The 18,385-nt window shown below is 64.3% G+C and carries 12 protein-coding genes; 10 read left to right on the top strand and 2 right to left on the bottom strand.

Annotation, left to right across the window (positions count from 1 at the left end; all coding sequences use genetic code 11):
* Positions 1 to 14 precede the first annotated feature (14 nt).
* The 7 genes from xylF to ACEN9O_RS01850 all read left to right on the top strand — a co-directional run bounded on the left by xylF (position 15) and on the right by ACEN9O_RS01850 (position 13,765).
* The gene (gene xylF, locus ACEN9O_RS01880) at positions 15 to 1,019 is read left to right on the top strand and encodes a D-xylose ABC transporter substrate-binding protein (RefSeq protein WP_495615970.1); all 1,005 of its coding nucleotides are present in this window, start codon (positions 15 to 17) and stop codon (positions 1,017 to 1,019) included.
* Between the two features lie 123 nt (positions 1,020 to 1,142).
* The gene (gene xylG, locus ACEN9O_RS01875) at positions 1,143 to 2,663 is read left to right on the top strand and encodes a D-xylose ABC transporter ATP-binding protein (RefSeq protein WP_495615969.1); all 1,521 of its coding nucleotides are present in this window, start codon (positions 1,143 to 1,145) and stop codon (positions 2,661 to 2,663) included.
* A gap of 20 nt (positions 2,664 to 2,683) precedes the next feature.
* The gene (locus ACEN9O_RS01870; RefSeq protein WP_495615968.1) at positions 2,684 to 3,832 is read left to right on the top strand and encodes a sugar ABC transporter permease; all 1,149 of its coding nucleotides are present in this window, start codon (positions 2,684 to 2,686) and stop codon (positions 3,830 to 3,832) included.
* A 281-nt stretch (positions 3,833 to 4,113) separates the two neighbouring features.
* Positions 4,114 to 5,760, top strand: a complete 1,647-nt coding sequence (locus tag ACEN9O_RS01865; RefSeq protein WP_495615967.1) for a GH35 family beta-galactosidase — start codon at positions 4,114 to 4,116, stop codon at positions 5,758 to 5,760.
* Between the two features lie 16 nt (positions 5,761 to 5,776).
* Entirely contained in the window at positions 5,777 to 8,653 is a 2,877-nt protein-coding gene (locus ACEN9O_RS01860) for a TIM-barrel domain-containing protein (RefSeq protein WP_495615966.1), read from the top strand.
* 1 nt (position 8,654) lies between these two features.
* On the top strand, positions 8,655 to 11,000 hold the full coding sequence (locus tag ACEN9O_RS01855) for a glycoside hydrolase family 95 protein (RefSeq protein WP_495615965.1): 2,346 nt from the start codon (positions 8,655 to 8,657) through the stop codon (positions 10,998 to 11,000).
* Positions 11,000 to 13,765: a glycoside hydrolase family 2 TIM barrel-domain containing protein gene (locus tag ACEN9O_RS01850; RefSeq protein ID WP_495615964.1), complete on the top strand. Its 2,766-nt coding sequence runs from the start codon at positions 11,000 to 11,002 to the stop codon at positions 13,763 to 13,765. The genes ACEN9O_RS01855 and ACEN9O_RS01850 overlap by 1 nt, the downstream gene beginning before the upstream one ends.
* Here ACEN9O_RS01850 and ACEN9O_RS01845 read toward each other — a convergent pair.
* The gene (locus ACEN9O_RS01845) at positions 13,762 to 14,988 is read right to left on the bottom strand and encodes an NADH:flavin oxidoreductase/NADH oxidase family protein (protein ID WP_495615963.1); all 1,227 of its coding nucleotides are present in this window, start codon (positions 14,986 to 14,988) and stop codon (positions 13,762 to 13,764) included. The genes ACEN9O_RS01850 and ACEN9O_RS01845 overlap by 4 nt on opposite strands.
* 73 nt (positions 14,989 to 15,061) lie before the next feature.
* Here ACEN9O_RS01845 and ACEN9O_RS01840 point away from each other — a divergent pair, with 73 nt between their 5' ends.
* Positions 15,062 to 15,463, top strand: coding sequence for a MerR family transcriptional regulator (locus ACEN9O_RS01840; RefSeq protein WP_495615962.1), 402 nt, complete (start codon positions 15,062 to 15,064; stop codon positions 15,461 to 15,463).
* A gap of 16 nt (positions 15,464 to 15,479) precedes the next feature.
* Here ACEN9O_RS01840 and ACEN9O_RS01835 read toward each other — a convergent pair whose 3' ends face one another.
* Entirely contained in the window at positions 15,480 to 16,259 is a 780-nt protein-coding gene (locus ACEN9O_RS01835; protein WP_495615961.1) for an alpha/beta fold hydrolase, read from the bottom strand.
* Between the two features lie 141 nt (positions 16,260 to 16,400).
* On the opposite strand from ACEN9O_RS01835, the gene ACEN9O_RS01830 reads away from it, so the two are divergent.
* Together ACEN9O_RS01830 and ACEN9O_RS01825 are read left to right on the top strand one after the other, a co-directional pair.
* Positions 16,401 to 17,237, top strand: a complete 837-nt coding sequence (locus tag ACEN9O_RS01830) for an alpha/beta hydrolase (RefSeq protein WP_495615960.1) — start codon at positions 16,401 to 16,403, stop codon at positions 17,235 to 17,237.
* On the top strand, positions 17,234 to 18,382 hold the full coding sequence (locus ACEN9O_RS01825; protein WP_495615959.1) for a hypothetical protein: 1,149 nt from the start codon (positions 17,234 to 17,236) through the stop codon (positions 18,380 to 18,382). The genes ACEN9O_RS01830 and ACEN9O_RS01825 overlap by 4 nt, the downstream gene beginning before the upstream one ends.
* Positions 18,383 to 18,385 lie beyond the last annotated feature (3 nt).

Genomic DNA, 18,385 nt, shown 5'->3' with positions numbered 1-18,385 from the left:
AACAGGAGACGACAATGAAGAAATTACTGAGCGCGGCGGCTGTCGCCGTGATGCTGGTGTGCGCTGGCGGGAACGCCATGGCGGACGCCAAGAATCCGAAGATCGGTTTTTCGATCGACGATCTGAGGCTGGAGCGCTGGGCGCGCGACCGGGATTACTTCATTGCGGCGGCCGAGCAGCAGGGCGCCAAGGTCTATGTGCAATCGGCCGACGCCAGCGAGCAGCGGCAGATCGCACAGATCGAGAACCTGATTTCGCGTGGTGTCGATGTGCTGGTGATCGTGCCTTACAACGCCACGGTGCTCAACAACGCGGTGCGCGAGGCCAAGAAGGCCAAGATCAAGGTGGTCTCCTATGACCGTCTGATCCTCAACGCGGATATCGATGCCTACATCTCCTTCGATAACAAGATGGTCGGCGAGATGCAGGCGCAGGGTGTGCTGGCGGTCAAGCCTAAGGGTAACTTCTACCTGCTGGGCGGCGCGCCCACCGACAACAACGCCAAGATGCTGCGCGAAGGCCAGCTCAAGGTGCTGCAGCCGCTGATCGACAAGGGCGATATCAAGGTGGTCGGCAAGCAGTGGGTCAAGGACTGGAATCCGGCCGAGGCCATGTCCATCGTTGAGAATGCGCTGACCGCCAACGGCAACAAGCTCGATGCGGTGGTGGCGTCCAACGATGCCACGGCCGGCGGTGCGATCCAGGCGCTGGCTTCGCAGAAGCTGGATGGCAAGGTGGCCGTGTCCGGGCAGGATGCGGACCTGGCGGCGGTGCGGCGCGTGATCGCCGGTTCGCAGACCATGACGGTCTATAAGCCTCTCAAATTGATCGCTTCCGAAGCGGCCAAGCTGTCGATCCAGCTGGTGCGCAATGAGAAGCCGGCCTTCAACGCCGAATACCAGAACGGTTTCAAGCAGGTCAGCACGCTGCTGCTGAAGCCGACCATGCTGACCAAGGCGAATATCGACCTGGTGGTCAATGATGGCTTCTACACCAAGGCGCAGCTCGCGGTCAAATAAACGTTCTGACTGGGACGCGTTCCATGGGTTCCCGCCTGCGCGGGAACGACGGTCGTTCCCGCGAAAGCGGGAACCCATGCTGAGCATGCGTCCCTCCGTATCTCACCTTCTGCGAGAACCAGTATGTCAGGCTATTTGCTGGAAATGAAGGGCATCGTCAAGAAGTTCGGCGGTGTCCCCGCGCTCGACGGCATCGACCTGCAAGTCAGGCCGGGCGAGTGCATCGGCTTGTGCGGCGAGAACGGCGCCGGCAAATCGACCCTGATGAAAGTACTGTCCGCCGTCTACCCGCACGGCACCTGGGACGGCGAGATCCTGATGGACGGCCAGCCGCTGAAGGCGCAGTCGATACGCGAAAGCGAGGCGGCCGGCATCGTCATCATCCACCAGGAGCTGATGCTGGTGCCCGAATTGTCGGTGACGGAAAATCTCTTCCTCGGCAACGAGATCACGCTGCCCGGCGGCCGCATGGACTACCCGGCCATGAACCGGCGCGCCGAAACGCTGCTCAAGGAACTGAAACTCAACGACGTCAACGTGGTGCTGCCGGTGATGAACTACGGCGGCGGCCACCAGCAGCTGATCGAGATCGCCAAGGCGCTCAACAAGAACGCGCGCCTGCTGATCCTGGACGAGCCCTCGTCGTCGCTGACGGCGTCGGAGATCGAGGTGCTGCTCGATATCATCCGCGGCCTGAAGGCCAAGGGCGTGGCCTGCGTCTACATCTCGCACAAGCTCGATGAAGTGGAGGCGATCTGCGACACCATCGTCGTCATCCGCGACGGCAAGCATATCGCCACCACGCCGATGCAGCAGATGGACGTGCGGCAGATCATCGCGCAGATGGTCGGGCGCGAGATGAACCAGCTCTATCCAACCCTGGAGCGCACGCAGGGCGAGGTGATTTTCGAAGCCCGCAACGTGGTGTGCTACGACACCGAAAAGCCGGACCGCAGGAAGGTGGACAACGTCTCCTTCTCGCTGCGCCGTGGCGAGATCCTTGGCATCGCGGGGCTGGTGGGCGCGGGCCGCACGGAGCTGGTGTCCGCGCTGTTCGGCGCCTACAACGGCCGTTGCGAGGCCGAGGTGTGGCTCAACGGCGCGAAGATCGATACCCGCACGCCGCTCAAGGCGATCCGCGCCGGGCTGGCGCTGGTGCCGGAGGACCGCAAGCAGCACGGCATCATCCGCGACCTGGACGTGGGCCAGAACATCACGCTGTCGGTGCTGGGCCGCTACGCGCGCTTCACCCGCATCGACCGCGAGGCCGAGCTGAAAACCGTCAGCGAGGAAATCGCGCGGCTGGGCCTGAAGACGGCCAGCCCCTTCCTGTCGATTACTTCGCTATCGGGCGGCAACCAGCAGAAGGCGGTGCTGTCCAAGATGCTGCTGACGCGGCCCAAGGTGCTGATACTGGATGAGCCCACGCGCGGCGTGGACGTCGGCGCCAAGTTCGAGATCTACAAGCTGATGCTGGAACTGGCCAGCCAGGGCGTGTCCATCATCATGGTGTCGTCGGAGCTGGCCGAGGTGCTGGGCGTATCCGACCGCGTGCTGGTGATGGGCGAAGGCCAGCTGCGCGGAGACTTCATCAACCAGGACCTGACCCAGGAAATGCTGCTGTCTGCGGCGCTCGATCATTGATAGCGAGTTTTGTAAAACCTATGCAAACCACCACACTCAAACAGCTGTTCACGCAGTACAAAATCCTTGCGCTGCTGATCGCCATCGCCATCATCTGGACTTTCTTCAGCTGGAAGACGGAGGGCGGCTTCATCTCGGCGCGCAACCTGTCCAACCTGATGCGGCAGATGTCGGTGACCGGCGTGGTCGCCTGCGGCATGGCCTTCGTCATCATCTCCGGCGAGATCGACCTGTCGGTGGGTTCCCTGCTTGGCTTGCTGGGCGGCGTGGCGGCGGTGCTCGACGTGACGCACCACATGCCGCTGCCATTGACGGTGGTGGCGGTGCTGGTCTGCGGCCTGCTGCTTGGCCTGTTCAACGGCTACCTGACGGCGTATGCGGGCATACCGTCCTTCATCGTGGGCCTGGGCGGCATGCTGGCCTATCGCGGCATCGTGCTGGGTGTGACGGACGGCGTGACGGTGGCGCCGGTGTCGGAGGCGATGGTGCAGGTGGGGCAGGGCTACCTGTCGATGGAACTGGGCGTGACCCTGGGCGTGGTGCTGTTCGCGCTGGCGGCGGTGCTGACCTGGCGCCAGCGCCTGAACCTGGGCCGCCACGGCCTGCCGGTGCCGCCGATGTGGCGCGACGGCGTGCGCCTTGCGGCCGTCGGCGCGGTGCTGTTCGCCTTCGTGCGGACCCTGAACAGCTACGAGGGCATACCGCTGCCGGTGCTGCTGTTGCTGGTGCTGCTGGGCGTCTTCAGCTACATCGCCACGCAGACCGTGTTCGGCCGCCGCATCTACGCGGTGGGCAGCAATATGGAGGCGACCCGCTTGTCCGGCGTGAACGTGCAGGCGGTGAAACTGTGGATCTTCGGGATCATGGGCTTGATGTGCGCGCTGGCGGGGCTGGTCAACACGGCGCGGCTGGCGGCGGGCTCACCGTCGGCCGGCACCTCGGGCGAGCTCGATGCCATCGCGGCCTGCTTCATCGGCGGCACCTCGATGCGCGGCGGCTCCGGCACCGTGTACGGTGCCCTGATCGGCGCGCTGGTCATGGCCAGCCTGGATAACGGCATGTCCATGCTGGACGTGGACACCTACTGGCAGATGATCGTCAAGGGCTGCATCCTGACGCTGGCCGTGTGGGTCGATGTGGCGACGCGCTCGGGCCGCCGCGTTGGGTGATCGATGCTGCCTTGCTGATTATCATTCAGCAGCTTGGTGAATTTTGCAATTGCGGCCTGCAGGCGTAGCCATGCAAAATGGCCGCATAATTTTGGATGGCCTGGTACCCCGCCAGCAAGCCATAACGATAAAAACCAAGAACGAGACACTATCAAATGAAGAAAAGCTATCTGCGCCGTTCAGCGCCGGAGGGTCTGTTCGCCTGAAGTTTCCGATTTCACCACCGTCGCGTGGTCGCGAAACTGAGCTACGACTTTTAAACTACGAAAGGCTTTAACCAGATGAAGCATACCGCTCGCCAGTTTGTCTCCGTGTTGAGTTTCGCGGCGCTGGCCGCAACTGGCGCGGCGGCTGCCGATCTGCCGCAGCTTGTGAAGAAGGACGGCCGCCACGCCCTGATGGTCGATGGCGCGCCGTTCGTGATGTTCGGCGCACAGGTGCACAACTCCAGCAATTATCCGCTGGCCTTGAACAAGGTGTGGCCGGCCATTAAAGACATGAACGCCAACACCGTCGAGATTCCCGTGGCCTGGGAACAGATCGAGCCGGTCGAAGGCAAATTCGATTTCAGTTACGTCGACACCTTGCTGGCGCAGGCGCGCGAGCACAAGGTGCGCCTGGTGCTCCTGTGGTTCGGCACCTGGAAGAACACCGGCCCGCAGTACACACCGGAGTGGGTCAAGTTCGACAACAAGCGCTTCCCGCGCATGGTGGACAAGGACGGCAAAACCATCTACTGCCTGTCGCCGAACAGCGAGGAAACGATGAAGGCCGACAGGAAGGCCTTTGTCGCGCTGATGGAGCACATCAAGAAGGCCGATTCGGCGCAGCGCACCGTCATCATGATGCAGGTCGAGAATGAGGTCGGCACCTACGGCTTCGCGCGCGACTTCGCGCCCAAGGCGCAGGCGGCGTTCGAGCAGAACGTGCCGCAGGCCGTGCTGGATCATAAAAAATCGCCGGTTCCGCTGGCGGCCAGCGGCAGCTGGAAGCAGGTCTACGGCGACTACGCCGACGAATACTTCCACGCTTATTCCATCGCCAGCTATATCGAGGAAGTCGCCAAGGCCGGCCGCGCCGTCTACAACCTGCCGATGTACGTCAACAACGCGCTGCGCGATCCGCTGGAGTCGCCGGTGAAGCCGTGGAAGGGCAACTTCGCCAGCGGCGGGCCGACCTACGACGTGATCGATATCTACAAGGCCGCGGCGCCGCACATCGACATCGCCGCGCCGGATATCTACGCGCCGGAATCGGACAAATTCAACGCTACGCTGAACTACTTCCAGCGCGCCGACAACGCATTGATGCTGCCGGAGATGAGCAACGCCTCACAGTACGTGCGCTATGCCTATCTGGTGCTGGGCCGCGGCTCGCTGGCGTTCTCGCCGTTCGGCATCGACTACGCGGATTACAGCAATTTCCCGCTGGGCTCCAAGGCGACCGACAAGAGCATGGTCACGCCGTTCGGAAAAATCTACGCGGCGTTCCGGCCGATGGAACGCCAGTGGGCCAAATGGGCGTTTGAAGGCCGCACGCACGGCGTGGCCGAGGGCGACGACCGCAAGCCGCAGACCGTCGCGCTGAAGAACTGGACGGCCACCGTCAGCTTCCGCCTGTGGCAGTTCGGCGATGCCGATTGGCTGGCCAAGATCAAGGACCTGCCGGCGGATACCGAACAGCCCAACGGCGGCGTATCGATCGCCCAGATTGGCGACAACGAATTCATCGTGGTGGGGCAGCACGCGCGCGTGAGTTTTGACAGCAGCGCCGGCAAGCCGACCATGCTGGCACGGGTGGAAGAGGGACATTTTGATTCGTCCGGCAAATGGATCATGGAGCGCAACTGGAACGGCGATCAGACAGATTACGGCTTGAACCTGACCGGTAACCCGGTGGTTCTCAAGGTCAAACTGGGTACTTACTAGAAACTACGGAGATTACATGCGATTCAAATCGATAGTGCCGGCAGCATCCTGCCTGGCGGTGATGGTGTCGGGCCAGGCGCTGGCCGGCACGTTTGAGAAGACTGCCACTGGCGTGGTGGTCAAGCCGGATTCGGGCGCGGCAAAAGAAGTGCGGCTGGAAGTTATGGGCGATAACATCATCCATGTGGTGAAGCTCGATCGTTCGGGTAAGGAGCTCACGCCATCGCTGATGACGGTGGCGGCGCCTGTCAGCGGTAATTTCAATGTCACCGCAAAAGGCAAGGACTCGGTCACGCTGAAGGCGAAGAAGATTTCGGTGGCGGTATCGCTGGCCACCGGCCAGGTTCAGTTCTTCAACGCCGCCGGCAAGGCTTTCCTGAGCCAGGCGTCGGAGAGCATGGCACCGGTCGATATCGGCGGCAAGCCGTTCATGGCGGTCAAGGAAGGCTTCAACCACGGCACCAAGGACGCCTACTACGGCCTGGGCCAGCACCAGAACGCGCAAATGAACATGAACGGCGAGGACGTGGAGCTCCTGCAGCACAACATGGCGATCGCCGTGCCGTTCATCGTCTCGGACAAGAACTACGGCGTTTTGTGGGATAACAATTCGATCTCGCGCTTCGGCGACGCCAAGCCGTATGGGCCGATGGTGCGCGACCTGAACCTGGTCGACGACGAAGGCAAGGCCGGCGGCCTGACGGCGCGCTACTACATCGGCGGCAAGCTGGTGCTGACCCGCCACGAGACGGACATCGCGTACAAGTACCTGAAGGACGTGGCCGAGAACTGGCCGAAGGAACTGGGCGACCCGAAAAAGCTGACCGATGCCAAGGTGGTGTGGGACGCGACGCTGAGCTCCGACAAGCCGGGCGTGCACAAGATGCAGCTGTACTCATCGGACTATGCGACGCTGTCGCTGGACGGCAAGCAGGTGATGGATGTATGGCGCCAAAGCTGGAATCCCTGGTATCACAATTTCGAGGTGAAGTTCGAAGCCGGCAAACCGGTCAAGCTGCACCTGGAGTGGAAGCCAAGCGGCGGCATGGTCTCCATCAGGCACAACGATCCGCTACCCGACGCGGAACGCCACTCGCTGACCTTCTCGTCGGAAGTCGCCGAGAGCATCAACTACTACGTCATCAATGGCGACAGCATGGACAAGGTCATCGCAGGCTACCGCCACCTGACCGGCCAGGCGCCGATGATGCCGAAGTGGGCCTACGGCTTCTGGCAATCGCGCCAGCGCTATGAAACGCAGGAGCAGCTGCTCGGCGTGCTGCGCGAGTACCGCAAGCAGGGCTGGCCGGTCGATAACATGGTGCAGGACTGGTTCTACTGGCCGGAGGATCAATGGGGCTCGCACGATTTCGATAAGACGCGCTTCCCCGATCCGAAGGGTATGCTGGACGAGGCCCACAAGTCGCATGCACACGTGATGCTTTCGATCTGGGGCAAGTTCTACGCGAACACGGACAACTACAAGGAGCTTGCAGCCAAGGGCCATATGTGGACCAAGAACGTCGAAAACGGCGCGCTCGATTGGGTAGGCCCAGGCTACAAGAACAGCCACTACGATCCATATACCAAGGAAGCGCGCGACATCTACTATCGCCAGATGAAATCGAAGCTGGTCGACATGGGCTTCGACGCCTGGTGGATGGATAACACCGAGGCGGACGTGCTGTCCAATACCCGCCTGGAGGACTTCAAGAAGCTGATCGGGCCTACCGTGTATGGCGCTGGCGAGATCACCTTCAATCCTTATAGCCTGGTGCATACGGAGGGCTTCTATCAGGGACTGAAGCGCGACCAGCCTGATAAACGCCAGTTCATCCTGACGCGCTCAGGGTTTGCCGGTATTCAGCGCAACGCCGCCGCGGTGTGGAGCGGCGATACGGCGGCCCGCTGGAATAACCTGTACGACCAGATCTCGGCCGGCGTCGGCATCTCGATGTCGGGCATCCCGAACTGGACGCAAGATATCGGCGGTTATGCGCAGGAGGAACGCTACCAGGTCGGCGATGTCGGCTCAGCGCAGGAGAACCGCGCTACCGGTAAGGCCCAGGGCAATCCGGAGGACATGAAGGAATGGCGCGAGCTGAATCTGCGCTGGTTCCAGTTCGGCGCGTTCTCGCCGCTGTTCCGTTCCCACGGCGAGGTGGTGAAGCGCGAGATCCACGAGATCTCACCGGAAGGCTCGCCGATGCGCGATTCGATGGTCTGGTACGACAAGCTGCGCTATCGCATGATGCCTTATATTTACTCGGCCGCCGCCGACACCCATTACGAGTCCGGCGCCATCATGCGCGGCCTGGTGATGGACTTCCCGAAAGACGACGCGGTCAAGAACATCAAGGACCAGTACCTGTTCGGCCACAATATCATGGTCGCTCCGGTGTACGTCTACGGTGCGCGCGAGCGCAGCGTCTACATGCCCAAGGGCGCGAACTGGTATGACTTCTATACCGGCGAAGTGCACAAGGGCGGCAGCACGGACACGATCAAGGCGCCGGAAACCCGCATGCCGTTGCTGGTGAAGGCGGGATCGATACTGCCGATGGGCCCAGTGACGCAGTACGTGGACGAGATGCCGGACGCGCCGATCACCCTCAACATCTACACCGGCGCCGACGGGAAGTTCAGCCTGTATGAGGACGATGGCGTGAGCAACGGCTACCTGCGCGGAGAATTCAGCCGCATCCCGTTGGGCTATAACGACAAGACCGGCGTGGTCACCATCGGCGATCGCGTGGGTCAGTACAAGGGCATGGTCGGCAAGCGCCAGTTCAAGCTGCGCTTCATCAAGGCCGGCGTGTCGAGCTCGGACGATTTCGATGCCGCCGACAAGGTGGTAGCGTATGAGGGCAAGTCGATCACGGTCAGGAAATAAGATGTATCGGCAAGCGATGGTGGCGGCGGGCTTGCTCGCCGCGCAGCTGTGCGGTGCGGGGGAGCTAAGCGACCTCGCGCTGCGCTACGACCGGCCCGCGCCCGACACGGCGCAGGGCTGGGAGCAGGAGGCGCTGCCGATCGGGAACGGCCGCATCGGCGCGATGATCTTCGGCCAGCTGGCGCGGGAGCGTATCCAGTTCAACGACATCACGCTGTGGACCGGCGACGACAAGACGATGGGTGCCTATCAGCCCTTCGGCGATGTCTACATCAACCTGCCGGGACACGATCAGGCCACCACCGCCTATGCGCGCCAGCTGGATATCGGCCAGAGCCTGCATAGCGTCAGCTACACGCACGGCGGCGTCAAGTTCAAGCGCGAGGCCTTCGCCAGTTTTCCGGCGCAGGTGATCATGATGCGCCTGAGCGCCGACAAGCGCGGGCAGTACACGGGATCGGTCGAGCTGACCGATATGCACGACGCGCGTATCGAAGCGCAGGGCAAGCGCATCATCGCCACGGGATCGCTGCGCGGCAAAGGGGACGCCTCCAGCAACGCGATGGATTACGCCAGCGAGGTGCAGGTGCTGAACGAGGGCGGGGCGATTGCGCTCGACGGCAACCGCATCACCTTCACCGGCTGCGATGCGGTGACGCTGATACTGGGCGCGGGCACCAGTTACGTGCTCGATCCGGCGAAGAAATTCCAGGGCGAGAATCCGCTGCCGCGCGTGAAGGCGCAGGTCAGCGCGGCGGCACGCCCGTGGGCGGCGCTGCTGGCCGAGCATCGGAAGGATTTTGACGCGCAGTTCAAACGCGTGAGCGTGGACTTCGGCACCGCCCTGCCTGCGCGCCGCGCGCTGCCGACCGACCAGCGCATCGCCACTTACACGGCGGAGGGCAATGATCCCGGACTGGAGGCGCAGTTCTTCCAGTATGGCCGCTACCTGCTGATTTCCAGCTCGCGCGATTCGCTGCCCGCCAATTTGCAGGGGCTGTGGAACAACAGCCTCACGCCGCCGTGGAAGTCGGACTACCACACCAACATCAACATCCAGATGAATTACTGGCCGGCCGAACCGGCCAACCTGTCGCGGAACGCGCTGCCGTTCTTCGCGCTGGTGCAGGGCGTGGCGCCGGTGTATCGCCGGCTGATCGCCGATACGGCGGCGCAGGCGATCGCGCATCCGGAATCGGTGCAGATGGCCAAGCCGGACCTGAGCGGCCTGGCTGTGCAGCGCGAGGAGACCTTCGTCACCAGCGCCGGCAAGCCGGTGCGCGGCTGGACGGTGCGCACGGAATCGAATCCGTTCGGCGCCATGGGGTATGTGTGGAACAAGACCGGCAACGCCTGGTATGCCCAGCACTTCTGGGAGCACTATGCCTATACGCAGGACAAGGCCTTCCTGCGCGCGGTGGCCTATCCGATGATGAAGGAGGCGGTGCACTTCTGGCAGGACTATCTGAAGCAGCTGCCGGATGGGCGCCTGGTTGCGCCGCTGGGCTGGTCGCCGGAGCACGGGCCGATCGAGGACGGCGTGACCTACGACCAGGAGATTATCTGGGACTTGTTCAACAACACAGTGGAAGCGGCGGATGTGCTGGGCGACGACCAGGCCTTCCGCGCCCAAGTCGCGGCCATGCGCGACAAGCTGGCCGCGCCGCGCGTGGGCAGTTGGGGCCAGCTGCTGGAATGGATGGAAGAGAAAAAAGATCCGGTGCTCGATACGCCGGGCGATACGCATCGTCATGTGTCGCATCTGTTCGGGCTCTATCCCGGCCGCCAGATCTCGCCGACGCAAACGCCCGAGCTGGCGGCCGCTGCGCGCAAGTCGCTGGAAGGACGTGGCGATGCCGGCACCGGCTGGTCGATGGCGTGGAAGACGGCTTACTGGGCGCGGTTGCTGGACGGCGATCACGCCTACAGGATGCTGCGCGGGCAGCTGGCCAAGCCGGGCGCGCGCGCAGCGCAGCAGAGCGGCAAGGGCAGCGAGGGTAACAACGCCGGCGGCACCTATCCGAATATGCTGGACGCGCATCCGCCGTTCCAGATCGACGGTAACTTCGGCGCCGTCGCGGCGATCTGCGAGATGCTGGTGCAGTCGCAGACCGGCGAAATCCATCTGCTGCCGGCGCTGCCGTCGGCATGGCAGGCCGGCTCGGTCAAGGGCCTGCGCGCTCGCGGTGGCTATGAGGTGGACGTGGCCTGGGCCGGCGGCAAGCTGACCTCGGCCACGATACGCCGCACCGCAGGCTCCGGCCCCGGCAAGGTGCGCTACGGCGACAAGGTCATTCCGCTGAACCTGAAGGCCGGCGAGAGCAAGCGCCTGGGAGCGCAGCTGTGATGCGCGGCCTGTTGAGTTGCCTGCTGCTGTCGCTGTGCGGGTTATGCATGGCGGACACCACGCAGGTCCAGTACCTGAGCGGTGCCGACAAGGATCATCGTGTGAACTGGGAGTTCATGGTCAACGGCGGCCGCAATAGCGGGACGTGGAAGACCATTCCGGTGCCGTCGAACTGGGAGATGGAGGGCTTCGGCACCTACCGCTACTTCAGCGACTGGCAGGACGATCCGGCGCCGGATAACACCGGCATCTACCGCCACACCTTCAAGGTGCCGGCCGATTGGCAGGGCAAGCGGATCGACATCGTCTTTGGCGGCGCCATGACGGACACGCTGGTGAAGATCAACGGCCAGCCTGCGGGGCCGGTGCACCAGGGCGGGTTCTACGAGTTCCGCTACGATGTCTCTCCGCTGTTGAAGCCGGGCGCGGAGAACCAGCTGGAGGTGACGGTCAACCGCTACTCCGCCGATGCGTCGGTTAACCGCGCCGAGCGCGCTGCGGACTTCTGGCTGTTCAGCGGCATCTACCGGCCGGTGTGGCTGGAGGCCTCGCCACAGCACCATATCGAACGCGTGAGCCTGGACGCGAAGCACAACGGCGACTTCGATGCAGACGTATTCACGGCGGGCGGCAACGGCAAGGTGACCGCGCGCGTGTTCACGCTGGACGGCAAGCCGCTGGGCGCGGACATGAGCGCCGCCGTGGCGGACGGGAAGGCGCATGTGCGCGGACATCTTGACCACATCGCTCCCTGGTCGGCCGAATCGCCGCAGCGCTATCGGGTGCGCTTCCAGCTGCTCGATGGCGGGCGCGTGACCCACGAGACCAGCAAGGTGATCGGCTTCCGTACGGTCGAACTGCGCCCGCGCGATGGCCTCTACGTCAATGGCACGAAGGTGCGCCTTAAGGGATCGAACCGCCATTCGATCTGGCCGACATCCGGCCGCACCACCAGCAAGGAACTCAGCTACCTGGATGCGAAGCTGATGAAGGAGATGAACATGAACGCGGTGCGCATGTCGCACTATCCGCCGGATGCGCATTTCCTCGACGTGGCGGACGAACTTGGCCTCTACGTGATCGATGAGCTGACCGGCTGGCAGAAGGCTTACGATACCGGCGTCGCCACACCGCTGGTGAAGGAGCTGGTGCAGCGGGACCAACATCACCCATCGGTCATCTTCTGGGCCAACGGTAACGAGGGCGGTTTCAATCTTGAGCTGGACAGGCTGTATCCGATGTGGGATGTGCAGCAGCGGCCCGTGATCCATCCGTGGGCGAATTTCGGCGGCATCGATACCGCGCATTATCCCGCCTACGATTGCTGCGCGACGTCGCTGTTCCACGGCCGTGACGTGTTCATGCCGACCGAGTTCCTGCATGGCCTGTACGACGGCGGCGCCGGTGCGAGCCTGGACGATTGGTGGAAGGCGATGCTGGCCAATCCGCTCAGCGCGGGCGGCTTTATCTGGTCCTTCATCGACGAGGGCATCGTGCGTGACGATAAAGGCGGCATGGTCGATGTCGCCGGCAACCAGGCGCCGGACGGCATACTGGGACCGTACCGGCAAAAGGAAGGCAGCTTCTTCGCGATCAAGAAGATATGGTCGCCGGTCTATTTGCCGCTGGCCGAACTGTCGTCGCTGGCGCCGACGTTTGACGGCAGGATCGTGCTGGAGAACCGCTACGACTTCAGCAACCTGAGTCGGCTCAAGCTGAACTGGAAGCTGGTGAAATTCGGCGCGGAGCTTGGCCACACTGTTGTTGCGCAAGGCAGCGCCAGGGCGCCCGATGTCGCCGCCGGCATGCGCGGCACGACCCGCATCGACCTGCCGCACGACTGGGCGCAGCAGGATGCGTTGTACTTGACCGCGACGGACGCCGACGGCCACGAAATCTATACGTGGTCTTGGATGATCGCCAGCGCGGAAAAGGTCGCGTTGCGCGTGCTGCCCAAGCAGCAGTCGGCAAGCGCCGCCACGCTGAAGGAAATTGCCGACGGCTTCCTGCTGCAAGCGGGGACAGTGAGCATCACGATCGACAAGGCCACCGGTTATCTGCGTGAGCTGAAGAAGGGCGATGTCGTCGCGCCGCTGACGAACGGCCCGCGCCTGGTGGCCGGCAGCGCCACGTTGAAGTCCATCCGCGCGGCGGGCGATGGCGGCGATGTGGTCGTGCAGGCAGAATACACCGGCAATCTGCACAAGATCAATTGGCGTCTGAGCGCAGCAGGTGCGCTGAGCGTCAACTACGCCTATTCCGTTGAAGCGGGCAAGCAGGTCGATGCGCTGGGTGTCAGCTTCGATTATCCCGAGCAGCAGGTGCGATCGATGCGCTGGCTGGGAAGGGGGCCTTATCGCGTATGGAAGAACCGCAGGCAGGGCGTGGAGTTCGATGTCTGGGAAAAGGCTTATAACGACACCGTCTCCGGCCTGTCCTGGAACTACCCGGAGTTCAAGGGCTTCCACGACCAGGTCTACTGGGCGCGCCTGGCGACGGCCGGGCTGCCGCTCACCTTCATCAATCATGCCGACGATATCGCGCTGCGGCTGTTCACGCCGCGCGAGGCGAGCGGCGATGGATTCGAGCCCAAGGCCACGCACGTGGACTTCCCGCCGGGCGATATCTCGTTCCTGAACGCGATACTGCCCATCGGGACCAAGTTCCACTCGCCGGCGGAACTGGGGCCTGCGGGCCAGCGCTCACGCACGCCCAACCTGGGCATCTGGCTGCAGAATACGATCGATATCGTCGTCGGAGATTAGGCGGCGCTTGCGCGCCAGGCCCGATAGCGCCTGGTCAGCAGCACCATGCGGAACTGGCCGGCGATCATGGTCAGCAGCGGCGAGTAGCGGGGCGCTGCCGCCGTCTCCCCATTCCCCAAGGCGCGCAGGCGGCGCTTGACCAGCGCCATCGCGGCCAGCGACGCCATGGTCTTGTCCTTCCACTGTAACGGCGGCGGCAGTGCCGCCGGCTCCTGGCCCGCGCGCCATTGCAGCGGCAAGTCCGGCACTTCGGCCAGCGCGGTGGCGATGCCGACCACGGCGACGCCGCTGGCCAGTACCTGCTCGGCCACGGCCCTGCGGGCGATGCCGCCGGTGGTCATGACCGGCATGCGCGCCACCGCCGCCAGGTCCTTGGCGAATTCCAGGAAGTAGGCTTCGCGCGCCAGCGTGCGGCCGTCCGCGGTGCGGCCTTGCATGGCCGGGCTTTCGTAGCTGCCGCCGGACAGTTCGATCAGGTCCACCGGCAGTTCATTCAGCAGCAGCACCACCTGCTTCGCGTCGTCCTCGGAAAAGCCGCCGCGCTGGAAGTCGGCCGAATTCAGTTTGACCGCCACGCTGAAGCCGGGCGAGACGCGCGCCCGCACGGCGCGCACCACCTCCAGCAGCAGCCGTGCGCGATTGGGCAGGTCGCCGCCCCATTGGTCGTGGCGGCGGTTGGTCAGCGGCGACAGGAATTGCGAGATCAGGTAGCCGTGCGCGGCGTGGATCTGCACGCCGTTGAAGCCCGCCTGTTCGGCGGCATGCGCGGTGGCGGCGAAGCGGGTGATGACTTCCTCGATCTGCACCGGGCTCATTGCCTCCGGTTGCGCAAACAGCTTGCTGTGCTTACCCAGGTCCAGCGCCACGGCCGACGGTGCCCAGGCGTTGCCGCCCATATTGGCCATCACTTGGCGGCCGGGGTGGTTAATCTGCATCCACACCTGCGCGCCCTGGCGGCGCGCGGCCAGCGACCATTGCCGGAACGGCTCCAGCGGCGTGTCGGCTTGCAGCGCGACGGTGCCAGGGCCTGTCATCGCGCGGCCGTCGATCATCACGTTGCCGGTGATGATCAGGCCCACGCCGCCGTCGGCCCAGCTTTGGTATAAACGGTTTAGCGCGGGACCGGGAAGCTGGCCGGCGTCGGCCATGTTTTCTTCCATCGCGGCCTTGGCCAGGCGGTTGGGGAGGGTGCTGCCGTTGGGGAGTGTCAGTGCGGTGAACATGGTGTCGGATCCGGACCTGGTGTAGGAAATGAGGTATCCTAAGGTTGAAGCCAACTTTAAGGTCAAGCGAAAAATGAAAATAGGCGAACTGGCGGAGCGCTCGGGCATCGCGGCGTCGGCGATCCGCTATTACGAGCGGGCGGGCTTGCTGCCGAAGGCGGCGCGTGGTGCCAACGGCTACCGCGTGTATCAGGAGGCGGCGCTGGAGCGCCTGAACCTGATCCAGATCGGGCAGAACCTCGGCTTCACGCTGGAGGCGATCCGCGCGGTGACGACGCTGCAAGGCCCGGCCTATTACGATGGGCTGCTGCAGAACCTCGACGCGCGGCTGGGGGAAATCGACCAGATGATGGAGACGCTGCGCACCCAGCGCCTGTCGCTGCTGGGTACGCGGGAGAGGCTGCAGCAGTCCTGGGAGAACAATGAGTGTCCGCACAGCGCCGGCTCGGCGCCGGCGCAGCGGACGGCTGCCTAGCTGGCGTATGCGCCGGTCAACCGGCGGTGACTTCGGCGTCGGCCAGGAAGTTGACGATGGCCGGGTTGACCACGGCGCCGTGGGTGATCGGCCCCATATGGCCGCCGCGCGTTTGCAGCGCGCTGGCGTCGGGCAGGGCGGCGGCCAGCGCCTCGGCCAGCAGGCGGGTCGAGGCCGGGCTGTTCGCGCCGGACATGATCAGCGACGGCATCGTCAGCGCCGATAAATCGTCCAGCGTGGCCGCTTCGCCCAGCAGCGCCTGGAAGTCCAGCCTCACCTTGGCGATCATGCCGGTCATCTTGTCCTGCGCGGCAGGCGGCGCGGCGTCGAAGGCGCCGGGACGGTTCCAGTAATCGATGAAGATGCGGGTGGCGTCGCGCTCCTGCTGCGGGCCGCAGGCGTTGATGCGCTCGACCACGCCGACGATCTCGGCGCGCGCCGGGTGCTGGGCCGGCAGCAGGTGGAAGGCTACCGGCTCGAACAGCGTCAGCGACAGCACGCGCGCCGGCATGCGGCGCGCCATGTGCAGCGCCGAGGCGCCGCCGAAGGAGTGGCCGATCAGGTGGAAGGCTTCGCCCGGCTCCAGGCGCGAGGCGACGGCGGCGTTGACGGCGTCGACTTCGTGCGCCAGCGTGTGGACGTAGCCGGCCCCGACCTCGGCCGGGAAGGGCGAGGCGCCGTAACCGAGCAGGTCGACGGCGATGCAGTGGAAGTTGGCGTCGAGTTGAGACATCAGGTCGGCCCATTGGGCCTTGGAACTCATGGAGCTATGCAGCAGTACGACAGCAGGTTTCATTATCGGGATGGCACGAAAAAACGGAGCGCATATTATACCGGCACTTGTGGAACTGGCCGGACGGCACCATGTGTGGCTGATACCACGCACGCCGCGATATTTCCTTATCGTGCCAGTGCGGAAGCAAGGTAAAGTAGAGTCATGAAGCATACGAAAAAAGTCGCGGGATTGGCCGGCATCGCCAGCGTGCTGTGGATGGGGCTCACGGCCGCGGTGGCGGCCAACCAGAAACGTTTACTGTTCAATCCGCTTGGCAGCAAGCGCGAAGTGCTCAAGCCCTACAGCAGCGGCCACCGCACGCGGCCCATCGTGGTGCGCTCGAACGACGGCACGCGGCTGTCCGGCTGGCTGATGACGCCGCCGGTGGCGGGGCCGCATCCGGGCGTGATTTATTTCGGCGGCCGGTCGGAGGAAGTGTCGTGGGTGGCGCGCGACGCCGGCAAGCTGTTCCCCGGCATGGCGGTGCTGGCGGTGAATTACCGCGGCTACGGCGATTCGCACGGCGATCCGGCCGAGGAGCATTTCGTCGACGACGGCCGCATGCTGTTCGACTGGCTCAGCGAGCGCCATCATGTCGACCCCAAGCGCATCGCCGTGGTCGGCCGCAGCCTCGGTTCCGGCGTGGCGGTGCAGGTGGCAATGGAGCGCGACGCCAATTCCATCGTGCTGATCACGCCCTACGATTCCATCCTGGCCATCGCCAAGCGCAAGTTCAAGGCGATCCCGGTGGAGTATGTGCTGCGGCATAAATTCGAGTCGGTCAAGTACGCGCACCACCTGAAGGCGCCGACCTATGTGCTGCGCGCGGCCTCCGACGACGTGGTGCCGCATTCGCACACCGACCTGCTGGTCGAGAAGCTGGGCCGGTTGCACGCGGACGAGATCGTGCCCGATTCCGACCACATGAACATCCCCTACCTGGAAGCCACGCAGGATCGCATCGCCAACTTCCTGCGGGGACGGTTCGGCCAGACATGAGGGGCGCGCTCATACATCGTTCCTCCGTGGCGTTGCTGTTCTGTTGCGCCGGCCTGGCGCAGGCGGGCGCGCCTGCCGTTGTGCGCAGCCTGGCGGTGCAGGGCAAGTCTGCCGATGGCCGGCCGGTGGCCGCCGGCGATATCGTCATGCCGCTGGTGCAGGCGGGCGATCCGGTGGTGTCGGCCAAAATCAACGACAAGCTGTTCCTCTCGCGCTTCGGGGTGCTGGCGCCCAGGCAGACGGGCAAGGCGGTGGGCGCGGCCGACGGCATTGCCCTGGACGGCGTCGCGACGCAGTCCTTCAAGGTCGGCCGCAACGATGGCCGCATCCTGACGATCGTCTTCGACAGCGAATTCTGCGGCGCCTATTGCGAGAGCAGCCAGGCGTACTACAGTTTCGACCTGGCCAGCGGACGCTCGCTGGAGGCGGAGGACATCTTCACCGCAGCCGGCATGCGCGACCTGGCGCGGCAGATGCACAAGCAGCGGCTGGTGAGCTACCGCAACGAGGCGGCGCGGCAGCAGGCTATGCTGGACGCGCTGCGCAGGAAAAAGAACGCCTCCAAGGAAGACATCGACGACCTTGAGCAGCGCGTGGCGCTCAATGACGACTGCGCCGACACGGAAAGCCAGCGGGCGACCCGGTCGGACGCCGGGCTGCTGGCGGCGTTCCGGTCCTATCAGCTGGAGGCGGGGCCGCAAAAGTACATCATCTATTCGCCGCGCTGCTCCAGCCATGCCGAGCGCGCGCTGGACGATGTCGACAGCGTGAAGCTGGCTTTTTCCTATGACCAGCTGTCGCCGCAGCTGAGCGGATACGGCAAGGCGCTGCTGCTGGGCACGGGACCGGCGCCGGCAGGCGGCGGCTATGCCGGCCAGGTGATGCACGGCAGCCTGGGGACGATGGCGGTCACGATGATGCTGGAAAAAGACAGCGAGGGCGGGGTTCGCGGGACGTATTTTTACGATAAGTTCCGCCAGCCCATCGCGCTCGATGGCGCCGAGCGCGACGGCAAGCTGGTGCTGAACGAACGCAGCGGCGACAAGGTCGGCGCGACGCTGCAGCTGGGCTGGTCGGAACCGGCCCGTGCGCTGCAAGGCCGCTGGGTCGGCAAGAGGGAGCTGGACGTCAGCGTCGCTCCCTGAGGC

Source organism: Duganella sp. Dugasp78 (assembly GCF_059491455.1).
The sequence above is the reverse complement of the archived record's forward strand: the minus strand, read 5'-3'. Positions and strand labels throughout refer to the sequence as shown.